The sequence below is a fragment of the Brevundimonas sp. TWP2-3-4b2 genome, assembly GCF_049897345.1.
GTDB lineage: Bacteria > Pseudomonadota > Alphaproteobacteria > Caulobacterales > Caulobacteraceae > Brevundimonas.
Genome location: NZ_JAFCWB010000003.1, coordinates 303,362 through 322,391, shown reverse-complemented (window position 1 = coordinate 322,391; position 19,030 = coordinate 303,362). Strand labels below are relative to the sequence as shown.

Sequence of the window (19,030 nt, the reverse complement as noted above, 5' to 3'; positions counted from 1 at the left end):
GATATGGGCGTCGAGCCACAAGCCCTGCCTGTGCGATCAGAAAGACGCGCCTCAGCCGCGCAGTTTCAGGCCTGCCCGCACCTCGACCGGCACGGACTGATAGACCGTCGCGGGCGCGATGTTCAGACGCCGGCGCACATCCTCGAGCGGCTGTTCGAACAGGGCTTCATAGTCGAGGCCCGGCAGCCAGCGGGCGGACTTGCCGTTGCGCCAGGCCTGCCAGACGGCACGGCGGGCGGGTACCGATCGCGCCTCGCGCTGGATTTCCCGGGCCGCGCCCCAGCCGATGAAGGCAAAGCCCAGATTGCGGGTCTGGCCATAGGAGAAGGAGACGACGCAGGCCTCGCCCAGGGCGTCCGTGCCGTATCCTGTCAGCACGTGCCAGATGTCATGAATGTCGCGCAGGCGGCGCGAATACCAGACGATCGGATGCGGGGCGTCGATGAAGGGCACCACCTCGCGCTCGACCTCGGCCAGACCGTCGGCGCTGAAGCCTCTCGCCTCGCGAAGGGCGCGATAGGTCGCGCCGACCGTGCCGGGCTGGAACTTCGCAAGCCAGACGGGATCGTCCAGCTTGTGCGCCAGCTCCTCGTGCAGGAAGGCCTGACGCCCGCCCTCCATCGTGGACAGCATGCGCTGATAGCCGCGTGAGACGGAGCGACCGCTGAGGGCCTGCATGATGCGGAAGACCTGGACGGTGTCTTCCTTGTTCCGGATCAGGCGCTGAAAAGCCCTCAGCGCCGTCAGTGGACGCAGTCGCTGCGGACGTATCTTGTGAAAATCGTCGGCGTCGGCGGTCAGGGTCATGGCAGGGTCCGGCTGGGTGACGCAGTGTAGCGAAGTCGGCGTCCGGTTGGAACGTCCTCGCGTAGCTTGGGTTAACGCAGATAACATTGTTTGAAAGCCGCGCCTTGATGTCTTCTTCTGCTTCGATGGCGCCGGTTGCCCGGCTTCAGTCCCTTGCCGTCGCCTGGCCCCCCTATGAGCTGCGACAGGAAGACGTCGCCGCCAACGGGGCCGAGATGTTCGCCACCACGCATGGTGGCTTCGAGCGCCTGGCACCGATCTATCGCAACGCCTTGATCGAGACCCGGCATTCCTGTGTGCCGATCGAATGGTATCTGAAGCCGCACAGCTTCTCGGAGCGCAACGACCTGTTCCTTGAAAACGCGGTCAAGGTGCTGGCCGAGGCGGCCGGCAAGGCGCTGGATCAGGCCGCGCTGAGGCCCGCCGACATCGACGCCATCGTCGTGGTCTGCACGACCGGAATCGCGACCCCCGGTCTGGACGCCCGGCTGATGCAGGTGATGCCGTTCCGCCCGGATGTAAGAAGGCTGCCGATCTTCGGCCTGGGCTGCGCCGGCGGGGTCCTGGGACTGGCGCGGGCGGCGGATCTGGCGCAGGCGCGACCGGACGAGCGCGTCCTTCTGCTGGTCGTGGAGCTGTGCGCCCTCACCTTCCGGGCGCAGGACCGGTCCAAGAGCAATCTGGTCGCCACCGCCCTGTTCGGCGACGGCGCGGCAGCGGCGGTGATCAGCTGCCGCGATGACGCGACCGGCCCGACGCTGGGTGCCAGCTGCGAACATACCTGGCCGGACAGCCTCGATGTCATGGGCTGGGACGTCGCCGACGACGGGCTGAAGGTCGTCTTCAGCCGCGACATTCCGACTCTGGTCCAGAATGACTTCAGACCGATCGCGATGGATTTCCTGTCCAGTCAGGACATGACCCCGGCCGATGTCGGCGGCTTCGTCTGTCACCCGGGCGGAGCCAAGGTGATCGACGCGCTGGAGACGTGTTTCGCCCTGTCCGAGGGTGCCCTGACCCACACCCGTGACGTGCTGCGCGACCACGGCAACATGAGCGCCGCGACGGTGCTGTTCGTGCTGAAGGCCATGCTGGACGACGGGGCGAAGGGACCGCTGCTGCTGACGACGCTGGGGCCCGGCTTCACCGCCGGACTGATGCTGGTACACGCATGATGTGGCTGTGGCTGGTGCTCGGCCTGGTCGCCGCCCAGCGCCTGTGGGAGCTCCGGCTGGCCGACCGCAACACCAGGCAGCTGCTGGCCGAGGGCGCGGTCGAGATCGGTGCCGGCCACTATCCGCTGTTCATCATCCTGCACGCCAGCTGGCTCGCGGGGATCGCCATCGTGACGCCCTGGACCATGGTCCCGAACCTCCGGTGGCTGGTGCTGTATGTGCTGCTGCAGTTCGGACGGCTGTGGGTGATCTCGACCCTGGGGCGGTTCTGGACTACCCGGATCATCACCCTGCCCGGCGCGCCCCTGGCGACACGCGGTCCATACCGGTTCGTGCGGCACCCGAACTATGTCGTCGCCTCCCTCGAAATCCTCGTCCTCCCGCTGGTGTTCGGTCAGGTCTGGATCGCTCTGGCCTGGAGCGTGGCCAATGCGCTACTCGTGACCTGGCGTATCCGGATCGAGGATCGCGCGCTGCTGGAACGCCGTGGCTGATGCTGAAGAAACGGTCTGTCTCGCTGTCCGGCCACGCCACCTCGGTGGCGCTGGAGCCCGCCTTCTGGGATGTGCTGGACGAGGTGGCGGCGGTCGCCTGTCTATCCCAGGCCGGGCTGATGAAGCGGATCGATGAACGGCGGGGGCGGACCCCCCTGGCCTCGGCCTGCCGCCTGCTGGCACTGGCGTGGGAAGGCGGTGACCGGTCATTCGCCGACCAGGAGTCCGCCGATTGACAGCCGGCGAGGTTGGCGCATCCTGCTGTCAGGAGGCGTCCCATGGCCCATGAAAAACTGATCCCCGCTGCGGTCGTCGGCGGCCTTCTGGCCATCGGCATGCTGGGCGGCGGAGCCCTGATCGGACAGGGGATCGTCAACGCCCGTGTCGGCGACCGCTCGGTCAGCGTGCGCGGACTGGCCGAGCGGAACGTCAAGGCGGATCTCGCCATCCTGCCGTTGCGGTTCACCGCCTCCGGCGAGGTCCTGTCCGAAGTTCAGGCCCGGGTCGACGGCGATCTGGCCATCGTCCGCAGCTTCCTGACGGCGCAGGGCTATCCGGCGGATGCTGTGTCGCTGGGACGGCTGGAGGTCGCGGACACCCGCTCGCGGGAATACGCCAACCAGAACGGCGGCCCGCGCTTCATCCTGGCCCAGACCGTGATCGTCCGGACGACGGACGTGGACCGGGTTCAGGCCACCACGCGGGCACTCAACGACCTCGTGCGTCAGGGTGTGGTGCTGCAGGACTTCAGCGGCCCCACCTATGTCTTCACAAAGCTCAACGCGGTCCGGCCGGCGATGATCGCCGAGGCCACCGCCGCCGCCCGGACCGGTGCCGAACGCTTCGCCCAGGACTCCGGAGCCCCGCTGGGGCCGATCCGGCAGGCGACGCAGGGCTCGTTCGAAATCCTCGCCCGCGACGAGATCGGCGATGAAAGCCAGTCCCCGGACAAGAAGGTCCGGGTCGTCACGACGATCAGCTACCGCCTGCGCTGACGATCAGTTTTCCGCCACGGGCTCGGGGCCCGGCACGCTGGGCGCCTCTACCGATGGCACGTCAGGAAGGTCCGGCATCTTCGGCACATCCGGCATCGTCGGACGCGGCAGGTCGACATCAATATCGACGTTGGTGTCCCTGCCTCCGGTCATCCCGCCGTTGGTGAAGACGACGAAGGCGATGATCAGCAGCACCACGACCAGACCGCCGACCAGCAGGCCAATCCAGCTGCTGCCGCCGCCCCGCGCGGGCGGGTTGTTGATGGTGGTATGGTGGACCACCTCGGGCCGCGGTGTCGGCTCGACGGGAGGCGTCACGTTGGGATCTGTCATGGGTCAGTTCGTCCCGGGGACGGCCGGGGCCGAGACTTCAGGCAAATTGACATCGACGTTGATGTCCTTGCTCTCGGTCGCGCCGCCTCGGGCGAAGACGAAATAGGCCACGACCACCAGGACGACGACGATGCCGCCCACGATGAAGGCAAGGCCGGCATTGCCGCCGCCACTGCCTGTATTGTTGATGTTGTCGGCCATGTTGAGGTCCCTTCCCACAGTGTCACGCCATCCAAACGACGGCATCGCTTGACGGTTCCGCGACCCGGACCCACGACACCGCTGACATTGCGCTCCGTGCACCTTATGTTCCGCCGATGAGTCTGCCTGACGCCCCTACCCCCCGTATCTCTGACCTGGCCCGCTCGCGTGGTCCGCACGGTGTCGAGCCCGCGACCGCCGACTATCTGGCGGGCCTGAATCCCGAACAGCGCGAAGCGGTCGAGACCGTCGACGGGCCCGTTCTGGTGCTGGCCGGTGCCGGGACCGGCAAGACGCGGGTGCTGACGACCCGGCTGGCGCACATTCTGGCCACGGGCCGGGCCCGGCCGTGGGAGCTGCTGGTCGTCACCTTCACCAACAAGGCCGCACGCGAGATGCGCGAGCGGATCACCCATCTGATCGGGCCCTCGGCCGAGGGCCTGCGCTGGCTGGGCACCTTCCACAGCGTCGCCGCCCAGATCCTGCGTCGGCACGCCGAGCTCGTCGGGCTGAAATCGACCTTCACCATCCTCGACACCGACGATCAGGAACGGGTCTGCAAACAGCTGCTCGAGGCCGCCAATCTCGACACCAAACGGTGGACGCCCAAATCACTGAACGGCCTGATCGACCACTGGAAGAACCGTGGCTGGACGCCGGACCAGCTGCCGCCGTCCGAGGATTTCGCCAACGGCAAGGGTCACGCCCTCTACGCCGCCTATCAGGCGCGGCTGGTCAGTCTGAACGCCTGCGACTTCGGCGACCTGCTGCTGCACAACCTGACCATCCTGTCCAAACATGCCGATATTGCAGAAGAATATCGTCGTCGGTTCCGCTACATTCTGGTCGACGAATACCAGGACACCAACGTCGCCCAGTATCTGTGGCTGCGCCTGCTGACATCTTCGACCGGCAACGTCTGCTGCGTCGGCGACGACGATCAGTCGATCTATGGCTGGCGCGGGGCCGAGGTCGACAACATCCTGCGCTTCGAACGCGACTTTCCCGGTGCCAAGGTCGTAAGACTGGAGCGCAACTATCGGTCAACGCAACATATTCTGGGTGCTGCGTCCGGCCTGATCGCGGCCAACCGCGACCGGCTGGGCAAGACGCTGTGGACCGAGGATCTGAGCGGCGACAAGGTCCGGGTCCGGGGCGTCTGGGACGGCGAGGCCGAGGCGCGACTGATCGCCGATGAGGTCGAGACCGCCCGTCGCGCAGGCGTCGCCTACAACGACATGGCGGTGCTGGTGCGCGCCTCGTTCCAGATGCGTGCGTTCGAGGAACGGTTCGTGCTGCTGGCCGTGCCCTACAAGGTCATCGGCGGGCCGCGCTTCTTCGAACGCGCCGAGATCCGCGACGCCCACGCCTATCTCAGGCTGATCCTGAGCGAGGACGACGACCTGGCCTTTGAGCGGATCGTCAATGTGCCTAAACGCGGCATCGGCGACACCAGCGTGCAGAAGGTGCTGCAGATCGCCCGGCTGTCGGGCGTCTCGGCCATGAGCGCGGTGCGCGACCTGATCACTTCGGACGAACTGCAGGCGCGGACGCGGACGGCCCTGTCCAACTTCGTGCGCGACATCGACCGATGGCGGACCCTGGCCCAGACCACGACCCATTGGGAGCTGACCGAGGCGATGCTGGAAGAGAGCGGCTACACCGACATGCAGAAGGCCGACCGGGCGACCGGCCAGACGCGGCTGGATAACCTCAAGGAACTGACGCAATCCATGCAGTCGTTCGAGACCCTGCCCGCCTATCTGGAGCACGTCTCGCTGGTCATGGACCTCGATCGCGGCGGCTCGGACGACGCGGTGCAGATCATGACGCTGCACGGGGCCAAGGGGCTGGAGTTTCCGCTGGTCTTCCTGCCGGGCTGGGAGGAAGGCGTCTTCCCCAGCCAGCGCAGCATCGACGAGAAGGGCGAAAAGGGTCTCGAGGAGGAACGCCGCCTGGCCTATGTCGGCGTCACCCGGGCCAAGTCCGATGCGCGCATCTCGTTTGCCGCCAACCGGCTGGTCTACGGCCGCTGGACCTCGCAACTGCCCAGCCGCTTCGTCGACGAACTGCCGATGGCGCACGTGGAGGCCGAAAGCGACACCGGCTACTACGGCGTCACACCCGGCATGAAGGACGCCAAGAGCCGCTGGGACGACATGCCGACCTTCGGCAGCGGCTATTCCTCGCCGGGCTGGAAGCGGGCCCAGTCGTTCACCGCGGCCAAGGCCCCGGCGGCGCGGTCCGCGCGGCACACCCTGATCGAGGGCGACGGCCGTCTGGTGGCCACCGCCGACCCGAAGGCGGGCGGGGACTGGTCGAAAGGCGAGCGGGTGTTTCACCAGAAGTTCGGCTACGGCCTGGTCACCGGCATCGAGGGCAACAAGCTGCTGGTCGAATTCGAAAAGGCGGGCGAGAAAAAGGTGATCGACAGCTTCGTGGAGAAGACCTGACGGCCGTCAGTCACCGGCTACGGCGTCTTCCGACCGCGCATTGTGCCGTGCGGCGGTTTCCCACGCGCCGACCCCGACCAGCACCGCCGTCGCGGCGGCCGCCAGCCCCAGCGGCGTCAGGGACGGGACGACGAAGCCCAGCGCGCCCAAGGCGAGGATGCCGCCAAGCCGCGGCACCGACCAGGTTCCGAAGGCGGCCAGCTTGAACACCTGCGCGCCGATCAGGAACAGCATCGGCCCGCCGATGAGGGCGGCGGCGACGGGGAACTTCACGACCCCGCCCGGATTGCTGAGCGACATCTCATCGCCGACCGCCGTGACCACAATGCCGGCGACGACGAGGATCGGCGCGTAGGTATAGGCGCTGCGGGCCAGGCGGCCGGCGTCGTCGGATCCCGCGATGGCCTCGGACGCCGCGTCATGCGCCCGGCTGAACCAGATCCACCACATGGCAAGGCTGCCGATAAAGGCCGTGGCGAACGCCCCCACGACCGGCCGCGTCCACTCCAGGCCGGCGAAGGTCGCGCCGGTGACGAGGATGGATTCGCCCAGACAGATGATGATGAACAGACCGACGCGCTCTGCCATGTGGCCGCCCTCCACTTCCCAGTCGCTGCTGCTGGAGCGGCCCAGACCGGGGGTCCAGAAGGTGACGGCGGGGCCGATGAATTCCGTGATCACGGCAACCAGCCAGACCAGCAGGCGTGTCTGCCCCTCGACCAGTCCGCCGCCGATCCAGAGCACCGCGCCCAGCGCGGCCCAGACGGCAATCCGCTGGACATTCTTCAGCAGAACCTCGTCCCGACGCACGGCCCACAGGGTGAACAGTCCGCGCCCCAACTGCAGCGTCGCGAAGGCGCAGGCGAAGACCAGTCCCTTGTCTCCGAACGCGTCCGGCAGGGATGTCGACATCACCAGACCGGCCCCCATCAGGGCGAAGATCATGATCCGGACCAGCACCCGCTCGGGGTCGAGCCAGTTGGTGATCCAGCTGGTGTCGATCCACGACCACCAGACTGCGCCCAAGAGGATCGCGGCCTGCAGCACCCCGACCCAGGTCAGATGCGCCAGCAGGGTGTGGGAAATCTGGGTGATGGCGAAGACGAAAATCAGGTCGAAGAACAGTTCGACGAAGCCGACACGGGCTTCCCGCCCGTCCCGGGCCCTCAGCAGATCGCCCGACATCGGATTCCAACTCTTCGTTAAGCCTGAGGCCCGACCCTGCAGGGGTGCGCGAGTCCTTTCCAGAAGCGGTCCTGACCGAACCGGTTCCCAGCCTGTGGGAGCGGGCGGCCTGTATCGTCATCCTCGCCATGCTGACCGGTGCCCTGATCGGGCCGGTTTTCGCGCCGCTGCAGGAAGAGACGCCGGTGCTGAGGCTGGTCTGGCTGCCTGCCTATGCCGCCATCTTCGGCATGGCGGCCTGGCGCATCGACCGGATGTGGCGGGCATGGCCAGCGGTGCTGGCCATTCTGTCGGTCGTCGGCCTGGCCTTCGCCTCGAAATACTGGTCGATCGACTATGAGGTGACCAGCCGGCGGATCATCGCCCTGGCCATCAGCGGCGTGTTCGCCCTGTACCTGGGAGCCGTGTTCCGGGGACCGCATCTGCCGCGACTGTTGATGCACACCGCCCTGCTGATGGCGGTCGGCAGTCTGGTGATGGTGTTCGCCTTCCCGGCCATCGGCGTGCACCAGTACGACAACGCCGGCCTGTGGCGTGGCCTCTGGTATGAGAAGAACCAGATGGGGGCCGTGATGGTGATCGGGGCCACCGCCTCGGCCGCCTGCCTCGCCTCCCCTGACCCGCGTCGGCTTCTGCCGGCCATCGCCCTTGGCCTGTCGTGCCTGCTGGTGCTGGCGACCCAGTCCAAGACCTCGCTGCTGTGCCTGATCGTCGGCCTCGGTCTGGTCGGTGGCTTCTGGTCGCTGAAGCGCGGCGGCGCGGCTTTCAGCGTCGCGGCGATCTGGGTTGCCGTCGTTCTGACCGGACTGGCCATCTGGACCTGGGACACCCATTCGGTCGCCGTGCTGGAGGCGCTTGGCAAGGACCCGTCACTGACCGGCCGGACCGAGATCTGGGACAGTCTGATGCGCAAGGTCGCCGACCGGCCGTGGACCGGCTACGGCTACGGAGCCTTCTGGGGCCGGATTGGCGAGTCCGGGCCCGCCGACTGGGTCCGCAAGGAGACGGGCTGGATTGTGCCGAGCGCGCACAATGGCTGGATCGACCTGCTGGTCCAGCTGGGCTGGCCGGGCGCGGTTCTGGTCGGCGTGCTGCTGACGACGACGACCCTGATCACCGTCCTCCGGTCCATGGGGTCAGGCGTCCGCGAGGGCTGGTGGGCGCCGGGCTTTCTGGGGGCCTTCTTCGTCCTGAGCCTGTCGGAAAGCATCCTGGTGCAGCACCAGAGCCTGCCGTGGGTCTTGTTCCTGGCCGTCCTGACCCGCGCGATCCTGCCGTCACCGGTCCAGGCCGCCGTGCCGCTTGTGGAGAAGCGCGGCGCGGCCTACCAGACCGGCTCCCGAATCGCCGCACAGTATCCACATGGGCCAGTCCGCCGACCTCCTTTCGCTGTTCGATGACGAGCCGACGCAGCCGCGTCCCGCCGATCCCGTCTCCACGCCTGACGCGGTCCCCGAGCCGGCCCTGACGCCGCAGGCCGCGGCACCGAAGCCGGAACCGGTCCGCGCCGCCTCGCCCGCGGTCCCGTCCGCACCGCCCCTGCCCGGAAGCTATTCCGCCTCCTCGATCGAGGTGCTGGAAGGGCTCGAGCCCGTCCGCAAACGTCCCGGCATGTATATCGGCGGCACCGACGAGCGGGCGCTGCACCATCTGTTCGCCGAGGTGCTCGACAACGCCATGGACGAGGCCGTGGCCCGTCATGCGAAGCTGATCACGGTCGATCTCGACGCCGACGGCTGGCTGGCGGTCAAGGACGACGGTCGCGGCATTCCGGTCGATCCGCACCCGAAACATCCGGGCAAGTCGGCGCTGGAAGTGGTCATGACCGTCCTCCACTCGGGCGGCAAGTTCTCTGGAAAAGCCTATGAAACCTCAGGCGGTTTGCACGGCGTCGGCGTCAGCGTCGTCAATGCGCTGAGCGAGCGGCTGGACGTCACCGTCTGGCGCGACGGCCACGAATGGACCCAGTCGTTCAGCCGCGGCCTGCCGCTCGGTTCGATCGTCCAGGGCTCGCCGTCGAAGAAGAAAGGCACCCTGATCCGGTTCAAGCCGGACGAGGAGATCTTCGGCGTCGGCGCGGCCTTCAAACCGGCCCGCCTGTTCCGCATGGCGCGATCCAAGGCCTATCTCTTCCGCGGCGTCGAAATCCGCTGGACCTGCGCCGCCGAACGCATCACCGACCACACCCCGACTGAAGCGGTGTTCCACTTCCCCAACGGCCTGGCCGACGCCCTCGCCGAGCGGATCGGCGACCTTGAGACGGTCACCCCGGCCTTCTCCGGCCGGGTCGAGCGCAAGGGCGAGGCGGGTGCGGTCGAATGGGCCGTGACCTGGTCGCCGATCGGCTTCGGCGAGGCCGACGGTTTCGTCTCGTCCTATTGCAACACCGTCTCGACGCCCGACGGCGGCACGCACGAGGCCGGGTTCCGCGCCTCTCTGGTCAAGGGCCTCAAGGCCTATGGCGAACTGGTCAAGGAGAAGCGCGCCGAGCTGATCACGGCCGAGGACGTCATCGCCAACGCCGGGGCCATGATCTCGGTCTTCATCCGCAATCCCGAGTTCCAGGGCCAGACCAAGGACCGGCTGTCGTCCCCCGACGCCCAGCGGCTGGTCGAGCAGCTGATGCGCGATCCGCTGGATCACTGGCTGACGGAGAGCCCCAAACAGGCCAACACCCTGCTCGGCTTTGTCATCGAGCGGGCCGAGGACCGGCTGAAGCGGCGCAAGGACAAGGAGGTCCAGCGGGCCCAGGCCACGCGCAAACTGCGCCTGCCCGGCAAGCTGTCGGACTGTTCGCGCCAGTCGGCCAACGGCACCGAACTGTTCATCGTCGAGGGCGACTCGGCCGGCGGGTCGGCCAAACAGGCACGCGACCGCACCACCCAGGCCATCCTGCCCCTGCGCGGCAAAATTCTGAATGTTGCGTCGGCCACCGCCGACAAGCTGCGCGCCAATATCGAACTGTCCGATCTGGCGCTGGCGCTGGGGGTTCAGCCCGGCAGCCGGTTCAATATCGAGGACCTGCGCTACGAGCGGATCGTCATCATGACCGACGCCGACGTGGACGGCGCGCACATCGCCGCCCTGCTGATCACCTTCTTCTATCGCTCCATGCCCGAGACGATCCGGCAGGGCCGGCTGTTCATGGCCCTGCCCCCGCTCTACCGGATCAGCGCCGGGCCGCTGTCCGAATACGCCCGCGACGACGCCCACCGCGACGAGCTTCTGGCCACCGTCTTCAAGGGCAAGAAGACCGAGATTGGCCGGTTCAAGGGCCTGGGCGAGATGATGGCCTCCCAGCTCAAGGAGACCACCATGGACCCGAAAAAGCGCACCCTCGCGCGGGTCACGGTCCCGGCCTCGGAAGACGAGATCGAGGACCTCGTCGAACGGTTGATGGGCAAAAAGGCCGAGGCGCGGTTCCAGTTCATCCAGGACAACGCCCAGTTCGCGGTGGCCGATCTGGACGTGTGATCAGGCCGCCGCCGGACGGGGCACCAGCCCCGCCAGCTTCCACTTCAACTGGTCGCGCAGGAACAGCAGGGCCACGACGGCGTGAAGCAGAGCGGAAGCCGCCGAGGCCCACCACAGATGCTCCAGCCGGGCCCAGGGCTGGGCGGAGATCCAGAAGGCCGCCGCGCTGAAGACGATCAGGCGCAGTAAGCCTCCGACCAGGGCCGGCCGGGTGTCACCGAGCGCCTGAAACGTGCCCGAGGCCGTAAAGATCAGGCCCGTTGCCACAAAGTTCAGCGATACGATCCCGAGATAGGTCGCGGCGGCCTTTGCCACCGCGGGATCAGGCGCGAACGGGGCCACCAGCAACCGCGCCTCCCAGAGGCACAGGACGGTCAGGCAGGCCATCAGGGCGGAACTCATCAGGGCGGCGTCCCGCACGGTCCGGCGCACACGGTCGGGCAAGCCGGCCCCGAAATTCTGGCCGGCTACCGGCGCGACGGCGAACGAGATCGCCATGGCCGGCAGGAAGATGGCCTGCATGACCCGTGACCCCACCCCGAAACCGGCCTGGGCCTCGCTGCCGTAGTTGCGGATGACGGAATAGACCACGCCCATGGTCACGAACATGAGCAGAAACTCTACGGCCGACGGCAGACCGATGCCGACGATTCTGGCCAGGATGACAGGGCTGGGCCGGTCGAGGCGCAGAGGGTCCACGATCAGGGTCTGCACGCGCCCGAACAGCCAGACAGACCCGAGGAAACCGACCATCGCCGCCACCGAACTTGCGAGGCCTGCGCCGAACACGCCGAGCGGAAATCCCGAACCCCAACCGGCGATCAGTATGGGGGCCAGGACGGCATTGAGCAGGACGGTGCCCGTCTGGACCAGCATGGTCGGCCGCACCACCCCGGCTGCCCTGAGCGCGGCCGCCATGGCCCCGGTCGGGAACATCAGGGCGAGCGCCGGCAGGAACCCGTCCAGATAGGCCTTGCCCTTGGCGGCGGTGGCGGGGTCCGCGGCCAGCGCGTCGATGGCGGCCCCACCCAGGCCGTAACCGAGGGCCAGGGTCAGAACAAACAGGCCCCCGGACAGAAGCAGCGACTGGCGATAGACGCCGTCAATCTGACCGACGTCCCTAGCCCCGATGGCGCGGGCGATGAGCGACAGGGCACCCACGGAGACCAGTTGGGCCGCCGCCATCGCCAGGAAAAAGAACACTCCGGCCAGGCCGACACCGGCCAGGGCATCGGCACCGATCGAGCCGACGAAGTAGAGGTCAATCAGGAAATAGAGCGTCTGGAACAGCAGGCCGAGGCCAATGAAGGCCGCCATTCCGATCAACTGCTTGCTGATCGAGCCCTGTGTCAGGTCCTGCTGCATCCGGCTTCTCCATCGCACCGCGCATGGAGGCTCCATGGCGAACGACGCTTTTTACCCGTACAGAAATCCGTTCGTAAATATTACCCGGACTTAATTACACATCAGCAGTTCGCCGGCTCCCCGTAGCGGGCGATAACGGCAGGCGAGTCGCCGTCCTCCTGCACGGAAACGACGATCAGCCGGTCATACTCACAATCGCGCATCTCCGACGCCCCGGTTTCGCCCAAGGCCCTGGCGATCACCGGCACGGTATTGCTGTGGCCGACCACCAGCACGACGGCGTCGGCGGGCAGCGCGAGAATCCGGTCGGCGATCCTCTGGATGTGGGCGTCCGTGCCGCCCTCGAAGGCGAAAACTTCCGGCGTGACCGCATGGGCCGCAGCCGTCAGCTCAGCGGTCAGACGGGTGCGTTGGAGCGGGGAGACGAAGACGTGGGTCAGGTCAGCATCGCTGAGCACAACGGCCAGGGCGAAGGCGCGAGCCTGGCCGGCGGCAGAAAGCACGGGATCCGCGCTGGCGTCGGCCTTCTCGGCATGACGCACCAGGATCACCGTCTGGGCGAGGGCAGAGGTGGCGGTCAGCAACGACAGCGCTGCCGCAAGCAGAAAGCGTTTCATGAGCTGTAGCTCCCCGTTCCGGCCCAGACTGGGCGCGTAACAAAGCGCTGTCGAGGGGGTGCCGAAGGGCCGGCTGAACGACGTCAGTGCGCCTTCCACTCGCCGGGCCGGGCGAAGGCCGGTTCGCCGCTGACCTCTGCATAGACCGAGCTGAGGTCTTCAAAGACGCGGTTCCACGAGAAGCGCTCCACCGTCCGCAGGCGGGCGGCGACGCCGAGGGCTTCGATGTCGCGGGCGAACAGGGCCTCGATGGCGGCCGCGTACTGGACCGGGTCCGCGCTCTTCGCCAGCTGGCCGACGGTGTAGTCGACGGTTTCCTTGACCCCGCCCGCATTCACACCGACGACCGGGCGACCGCAGGCCATGGCTTCCAGAACGATAAGGCCGAACGGCTCCTTGTCATTGGCGTGCACGAAGGCGTCGCAGGACGCGATGATCTTCGCCACGGCCTTGGGATTGGCTTCGTAAGGCAGGGAGATGACCCGCTCCTCGGCCGGCATGCCTGCGCCGGCCCCGACCAGAACCAGATAATAGGGGTCGCCCAGCTTCTGGACGGCCTCGATCAGGACATCAATGTTCTTTTCCCGGGCCGGACGGCCGGCGAAACACAGCAGGCGCGCCGAGGCCGGCAGGCCCAGCTTCTTCATCAGCCAGTCGCGGTCACGGCGGTCGGGCCGGAAGGTGTCGATCTCGACCCCCAGCGGACGGATCACGATATTGCCGACCCCGGCCTCTTCGAGGCGGCGGGCGATGAAGCGGCTGGGCGAGATCACCTTGTCGAACTGGCCGAACAGCCGGGCCCAGCGCTTTTCGACCGGCTTCTTGGCCCATTCGCCGAAATGCAGGGCCGCCAGCCCGGCGGGATCGGAATGGCAGAAGCCGACGACCGGGCAACCGGCGCGCTGACCGGCCTCAAGCGCCCCCTGCCCCGGCGTATAGGGATCGCCGGCCTCGATGATCGACGGGTTCAATGAGGCAACCCAGGCCCCCCAGCGGCGCACCGAGGTCGGCCAGCGATAGCCATCGCCGAACGGCAGCTTGGTCGCGTGCAGTTGCACGATCCCGTCGTCACCGGCCCTGTGGTGCGCGCCGGGCACGACCAGCGAATGGGCCACACCGGGGCGGTTCGCCTCCAGCCAGGCCTTCTTGGACAGGAGATAGCGTTTCACCCCGCCGGACCGCGGCGCATAGAGCATGGTGGTGTCGACCAGACGCGGTCGGCCATCATCCCCCGCGGCCTTGGTCGCCGCGAGGGTCTCCGAGACCTCCTCATCCCAGCCGGGAATCAGTCGCAGTTCGCCTTCCTGAACCTCGAGACCGGCCAGGCTCATGAGTTCGCGTTCCGCGGCACTGATGCTCGATGCGCCAACGCGCGCAACCCGCTTCTGGATGCGTCGGGCCTTGCGGACCTTTGACATATGCGACTTGACCATCAGGGGCCCGTAGCGCCGCTGGAAGCCAAGCTCAAGCGTCGTCCGCTTGCGGAACGACTTCCGACGGCGTGACGCCGCGACGGTGAAGCGCCTCGCGCAGCAGCGTCTCGATCTGTGCGTTGACCGAGCGCAGTTCGGCGGCGGCCAATCGCTCGACCGCCGCCATCACCCCCGGAGAGGCGCGCATCAGAAAGGGCTTCGTCGGGCGCGCCATGAACTCAGCCGTAGAGGGTGCCGGTGTTGATCACGGGCTGGGCCTCGCGATCGGCACACAGAACGACCAGCAGGTTGGACACCATGGCGGCCTTCCGCTCTTCGTCCAGATCGACTACCCCACGCTCGCTGAGGTCTGCGAGCGCGTTCTCGACCATGGCCACCGCACCGCGCACGATCAGGCGGCGCGCCGACAGAATGGCCTCGGCCTGCTGACGCCGCAGCATGACGCCGGCGATCTCGGGAGCGTAGGCCAGGTGGGCCAGACGGGCCTCATCGATCGCCAGGCCCGCGGCATGAAGCCGGGTGCCCAACTCGTCCCGCAGACGTCCTGCGACATCCTCGGCGTCGGAACGAAGGGTCATCTCGGACCCCTGCCCCTCCTCGCCGTGGTCGTAGGCATAGTGAGAGGCGATGTCTCGAAGGGCGGTATCGACCTGGATCGCCACAAAGGCCTGGTAATCGTCGACGTCGAAGAGCGCCTGGGCCGAATCCTCGACGCGCCAGACGACGTTGGCGGCGATTTCGATCGGATTGCCGCGCTTGTCATTCACTTTCAGCTTGTCGCTGGTGAGGTTGCGGACGCGGAGACTGACCTTCTTGCGACTATACCAGGGCAAGACCCAGCGAAGTCCGGTCTTGCGGTCGGTGCCGCGATAATCGCCGAACAGAAGGATCGCCATGCCCTCGTTCGGCTGAAGCGAATACAGGCCGCAGATCAGCAGCAGACCCGTGATCGCAGCTACAAGCCCGACCACGACCTGCAGGCCGCTGTCAGGATCCTGTGCAATGCTGACCGGGCCGAGGATCAGCAGGACGAGACCCACCAGCAGCATCACGACGCCATTGGCCGTCGAGGCGGGTCTTTCGGTGGATCTGGAGTGGGTCGTGGACATCGTTCGCTCCCTCAAGGCAATATGAAAGTGATATCACTTTGATACCAGATTAGGCAATAGCGACGCTTGCCCTGTTGCCCCGCCGCACGGCTTCGGCCTTGCATTCGCCTCAAATTCGAGAAACTTGAGGCAGGCTGCAACGGTCCCTGTTAGAGGATCGGCCGCGTCTCTGGCGTATCGTCCACAGGGGTTTCTACCGAATGCGTATTCTACTCGCGACCGCGGTTGCGATCGCTCCCCTGATGATGGCCTCCGGCGCGATGGCCGAGGTCGTGATCGCGAGTGCGCGAACCACGCCGATCACAACGTCCAATGCGACGGGATCAGGCCCCGACGACATCCGCCTCGCCAGCGGCGGCTCGATCAACCTTGCTTCAGGCACAGTGGTGACCGTCGATACTGGCAGGAACGTAACCATCGACACGGGTGCCGGGATCAACACCGGCCCGTCAGCCGATGGCGCGGTCGGGGTGCTCATCAATCCCGGCGTGACGTCCAATATCCTGATCAACGGCTCGATCGTGGTCAGTGACACGATCACCACCTATCCCGATGACGACCTCGACGGGGATATTGACGGGCCGTGGGCAACGGGAACCGACCGATACGGCATCCGCTACGCGCCCGGTGGCGCAGTGACGGGCAACCTGGTCATCGGATCCGGGGGCGTCATCAGCGTTGAAGGAAACAACTCCTACGGCATTTCCATCGAATCGGGACTGATCGGAAAGCTGCAGACCCAAGGCACCATCCGCACATTTGGCGACAATTCGATTGGCATCCGCACCACGGGAGCGATCACCGGGCCCGTCAATCTCCTGGGCACGATCCAGGCTCGCGGTGCCAACGCCTCGGCGGTAGCAATCGGCGGGGATGTGACCGGACGACTGACGATTCAGGGTGAACTCAACGCCAGTGGATATCGATACACCGCGCGAGGAACCTCCGCGTTCGAGGCCAAGCTGGATAACGAGGACAAGCTCCAGGGCGGTCCTGCCGTCATCATTGCCGGAAATGTCACCGGCGGCGTGGTGTTTGATGCGCCGCCCGCGGATTCCGACCCGACAAACCTTGACGAAGACGGCGACGGCATCCCGGACAGCACGGAAACGACCGCCACAGTAAACAGCTTCGGCGCAGCGCCCGCCGTTTCCGTTGGGTCCTCGACCACTTCCATAACGCTTGGCGCCGTTGGAACAGGGGCCAACGCCTTCGGCTTCATCAACCGCGGAACGATCAACGGCCAGGGCGTCTATGACGGAATAAACGCCAACGCCATCGTGTTCGGCGGCAACCCCGGACAGACGGTGACCATCGCCGGTGGCGTGCGCAATGAGGGCACGGTGGCGGCGCTGGCATTTGGGGGCGATGCTACGGCGATCCGGTTCGGTGCCGGCTCAACCGCGGCCCAGCTCTTCAACTCCGGGGCCATCACAGGCGCTGTATCCAGCCAACTTGCGTCCACTTCGGCAACGGCTATCCGGATCGACGCCGGTGCCGTGGTGAACAGCTTGACCAACAGCGGATCGATTCTGGCCTCGGCCGGCGGCGGTGTGGCAAGCGTGACCGCGATTCAGGACCTCAGCGGCACGCTCACCTCGATCACCAACAACCGGTCAATCCAGGCGGCGATCAGCGCCAACGACAATGGTGACCCGATAACCGGCAGCACGACGGCCGTGGACGTTCGTGCCAATACGACGGGCGTGACCCTGCTCCAGTCCGGCATCGCCGCTGCGGCGACAGCCACCAGTCCGGACACCGACGGCGACGGGGTTCCGGACGAAAATGAACCCATAATCGTGGGCGCGATAAAACTGGGATCGGGTGCCGACACCGTCGACATTCGCAACGGCCTCGTCCTCGGCGACATCGCCTTCGGTGCGGGCGCGGACCAGCTGTTGATCTCCGGCGGCGGTGTCGTGCGGGGTGCGATCTCCGACTCGGACGGTGGGCTGTCGATCAATGTAACGAACGGCACGCTGGACGCGCGTCAGACCACGCGGACCAACATCACGACCCTGAACGTCGGGGCTGACGGTGATCTGATCATTACACTGGATCCGACCAACACCGGCGCGGGCGGGTTCAATGTATCGGGAACCGCGACGCTAGCGACGGGAGCCGGACTTGGCGTCCGGTTCGTTTCGCTGCTGACCGCGCCCGGCCGGTTTACCCTGATTGACGCGTCCACGCTGAATTTCGGCAACATCGACCTGAGGTCGATCGAGGCCAACTCGCCCTATCTTTACGTCGTCGAGGCGGGGGCCAATGTTCCCGCGGGCGACGTCTTCGTCGACGTGCGCCAGCGGACGGCGTCCGAAGCCGGACTGATTGCGTCCGAGGCCGCCTTCTATGATGCCTTCTATTCGTCGATCAGCGGTCCCGGCGCCGTCAGCGTACGGGACGCCTTCCTGGCCCAGGCCGGACGCGATGACTTTATCAACCTCTACGAACAGCTGCTCCCGGATCACTCGGGTGGTCCGCTGCTGTCGCTGTCGTCGGGCGTCGACGCGGTGACGCGGGCCCTCACCGGGCGCAACGCCTCGGCCGCGCCGGGTGAAACCAGTGCCTGGGTGCAGGAAATCAATTTCTACGCCGACAAGGACAAGACCGACACCTATGGCTTCCGCTCGGAAGGCTTTGGCGTCGCCGGCGGTGTCGAGCGTGGCTCCGGCCTGGGCAATATCGGCCTCTCGGTGGCCTTCACCTCGTCCGACCTCCAGGACCCTGAGGCCGAGGCCGAGGAAGTCCTGTCGGCGAACCTGTTCGAGCTTGGCCTGTACTGGCGGGCGCAGGGCCAATACTGGACCACGTGGGCGCGCGCCGCCGCGGGCTATGCGAGCTTCAACTCGGAGCGCCGGTTCGTCGGAGCGGGCCTGAACCTGTCCAACGAATCGAGCTGGAACGGCTTCACCGTCGCCGCGGCCGGTGGCGCGTCCTACGAGCGGTCGTTCGGCCGTTTCAGCATCCGGCCCGAGCTGTATGCCGAATACTTCTCGCTCAGCGAGGACGCCCATACAGAAACGGGCGGCGGTGACGGCTTTGACCTGTCGATCGACGACCGCAACGGCCACCTGTTCTCGGCCACTGCGGCGATCAACGTCGGCATGGGGATGGGCGAAAACAGCTGGCTGCGCCCCGAGCTTCGCGTCGGCTGGCGTCAGAACATCTCGGTCGATCCGGGCGAGACCATCGCCCGCTTCCGCTCGGGTGGCCCGGACTTCACCCTGGATGGCGGCTCCATCGAGGGCGGCGGACCGATCGTCGGTTTCCGTCTGAACATCGGCAACGAACTGGGCATGCTGTCGATCAATGCGGACGCAGAGATGATCGAGGATTATGTCCGCTACATGCTGTTCCTTCGGGCCAGCTTCCGGTTCTAGGTC

Annotated in this window: 17 protein-coding genes; 8 read left to right on the top strand and 9 right to left on the bottom strand. The window is 66.7% G+C overall.

Annotated elements, in window-relative coordinates:
• Positions 1-51 precede the first annotated feature (51 nt).
• Complete coding sequence (locus tag ACP7AS_RS08595) at positions 52-807, bottom strand: Coq4 family protein (RefSeq protein WP_426028448.1); 756 nt, start codon at positions 805-807, stop codon at positions 52-54.
• A gap of 107 nt (positions 808-914) precedes the next feature.
• Between ACP7AS_RS08595 and ACP7AS_RS08590 the strand changes: the two genes are divergently transcribed.
• The 4 genes from ACP7AS_RS08590 to ACP7AS_RS08575 are packed head-to-tail and all read left to right on the top strand — an operon-like array spanning position 915 to position 3,471.
• Positions 915-1,982, top strand: a complete 1,068-nt coding sequence (locus tag ACP7AS_RS08590; RefSeq protein WP_426028447.1) for a type III polyketide synthase — start codon at positions 915-917, stop codon at positions 1,980-1,982.
• Entirely contained in the window at positions 1,979-2,476 is a 498-nt protein-coding gene (locus ACP7AS_RS08585) for an isoprenylcysteine carboxyl methyltransferase family protein (protein WP_426028446.1), read from the top strand. Before ACP7AS_RS08590 ends, ACP7AS_RS08585 begins: the two co-directional genes overlap by 4 nt.
• A complete protein-coding gene (locus ACP7AS_RS08580; protein WP_426028445.1) occupies positions 2,476-2,712 on the top strand; it encodes a ribbon-helix-helix domain-containing protein in 237 nt (78 codons plus the stop codon). The genes ACP7AS_RS08585 and ACP7AS_RS08580 overlap by 1 nt, the downstream gene beginning before the upstream one ends.
• A 42-nt stretch (positions 2,713-2,754) precedes the next feature.
• A complete protein-coding gene (locus ACP7AS_RS08575; protein ID WP_426028444.1) occupies positions 2,755-3,471 on the top strand; it encodes an SIMPL domain-containing protein in 717 nt (238 codons plus the stop codon).
• A 3-nt stretch (positions 3,472-3,474) separates the two neighbouring features.
• Here ACP7AS_RS08575 and ACP7AS_RS08570 read toward each other — a convergent pair whose 3' ends face one another.
• Together ACP7AS_RS08570 and ACP7AS_RS08565 are read right to left on the bottom strand one after the other, a co-directional pair.
• Entirely contained in the window at positions 3,475-3,804 is a 330-nt protein-coding gene (locus ACP7AS_RS08570) for a hypothetical protein (protein ID WP_426028443.1), read from the bottom strand.
• A 3-nt stretch (positions 3,805-3,807) separates the two neighbouring features.
• The gene (locus ACP7AS_RS08565; RefSeq protein ID WP_426028442.1) at positions 3,808-4,005 is read right to left on the bottom strand and encodes a hypothetical protein; all 198 of its coding nucleotides are present in this window, start codon (positions 4,003-4,005) and stop codon (positions 3,808-3,810) included.
• 116 nt (positions 4,006-4,121) lie between these two features.
• Between ACP7AS_RS08565 and ACP7AS_RS08560 the strand changes: the two genes are divergently transcribed.
• Complete coding sequence (locus ACP7AS_RS08560) at positions 4,122-6,458, top strand: ATP-dependent helicase (RefSeq protein WP_426028441.1); 2,337 nt, start codon at positions 4,122-4,124, stop codon at positions 6,456-6,458.
• 6 nt (positions 6,459-6,464) lie between these two features.
• Here the strand turns inward: ACP7AS_RS08560 and ACP7AS_RS08555 are convergent, their stop codons facing one another.
• Positions 6,465-7,643, bottom strand: a complete 1,179-nt coding sequence (locus tag ACP7AS_RS08555) for a low temperature requirement protein A (protein WP_426028440.1) — start codon at positions 7,641-7,643, stop codon at positions 6,465-6,467.
• A gap of 44 nt (positions 7,644-7,687) precedes the next feature.
• On the opposite strand from ACP7AS_RS08555, the gene ACP7AS_RS08550 reads away from it, so the two are divergent.
• Together ACP7AS_RS08550 and parE are read left to right on the top strand one after the other, a co-directional pair.
• The gene (locus tag ACP7AS_RS08550) at positions 7,688-9,043 is read left to right on the top strand and encodes an O-antigen ligase family protein (RefSeq protein WP_426028439.1); all 1,356 of its coding nucleotides are present in this window, start codon (positions 7,688-7,690) and stop codon (positions 9,041-9,043) included.
• Positions 9,006-11,117: a DNA topoisomerase IV subunit B gene (gene parE / locus ACP7AS_RS08545; RefSeq protein WP_426028438.1), complete on the top strand. Its 2,112-nt coding sequence runs from the start codon at positions 9,006-9,008 to the stop codon at positions 11,115-11,117. The genes ACP7AS_RS08550 and parE overlap by 38 nt, the downstream gene beginning before the upstream one ends.
• Here parE and ACP7AS_RS08540 read toward each other — a convergent pair whose 3' ends face one another.
• From ACP7AS_RS08540 to ACP7AS_RS08520, 5 genes are all read right to left on the bottom strand, one after another.
• Positions 11,118-12,482, bottom strand: a complete 1,365-nt coding sequence (locus tag ACP7AS_RS08540; protein ID WP_426028437.1) for an MATE family efflux transporter — start codon at positions 12,480-12,482, stop codon at positions 11,118-11,120.
• A gap of 101 nt (positions 12,483-12,583) precedes the next feature.
• Complete coding sequence (locus tag ACP7AS_RS08535; protein ID WP_426028436.1) at positions 12,584-13,099, bottom strand: SixA phosphatase family protein; 516 nt, start codon at positions 13,097-13,099, stop codon at positions 12,584-12,586.
• Between the two features lie 83 nt (positions 13,100-13,182).
• The gene (locus ACP7AS_RS08530; RefSeq protein ID WP_426028787.1) at positions 13,183-14,430 is read right to left on the bottom strand and encodes a glycosyltransferase; all 1,248 of its coding nucleotides are present in this window, start codon (positions 14,428-14,430) and stop codon (positions 13,183-13,185) included.
• 133 nt (positions 14,431-14,563) lie between these two features.
• A complete protein-coding gene (locus tag ACP7AS_RS08525) occupies positions 14,564-14,746 on the bottom strand; it encodes a hypothetical protein (protein ID WP_426028435.1) in 183 nt (60 codons plus the stop codon).
• A 4-nt stretch (positions 14,747-14,750) separates the two neighbouring features.
• Entirely contained in the window at positions 14,751-15,641 is an 891-nt protein-coding gene (locus ACP7AS_RS08520; RefSeq protein WP_426028434.1) for an SPFH domain-containing protein, read from the bottom strand.
• A 200-nt stretch (positions 15,642-15,841) separates the two neighbouring features.
• Between ACP7AS_RS08520 and ACP7AS_RS08515 the strand changes: the two genes are divergently transcribed.
• Positions 15,842-19,027, top strand: coding sequence for an autotransporter outer membrane beta-barrel domain-containing protein (locus tag ACP7AS_RS08515; protein ID WP_426028433.1), 3,186 nt, complete (start codon positions 15,842-15,844; stop codon positions 19,025-19,027).
• Positions 19,028-19,030 lie beyond the last annotated feature (3 nt).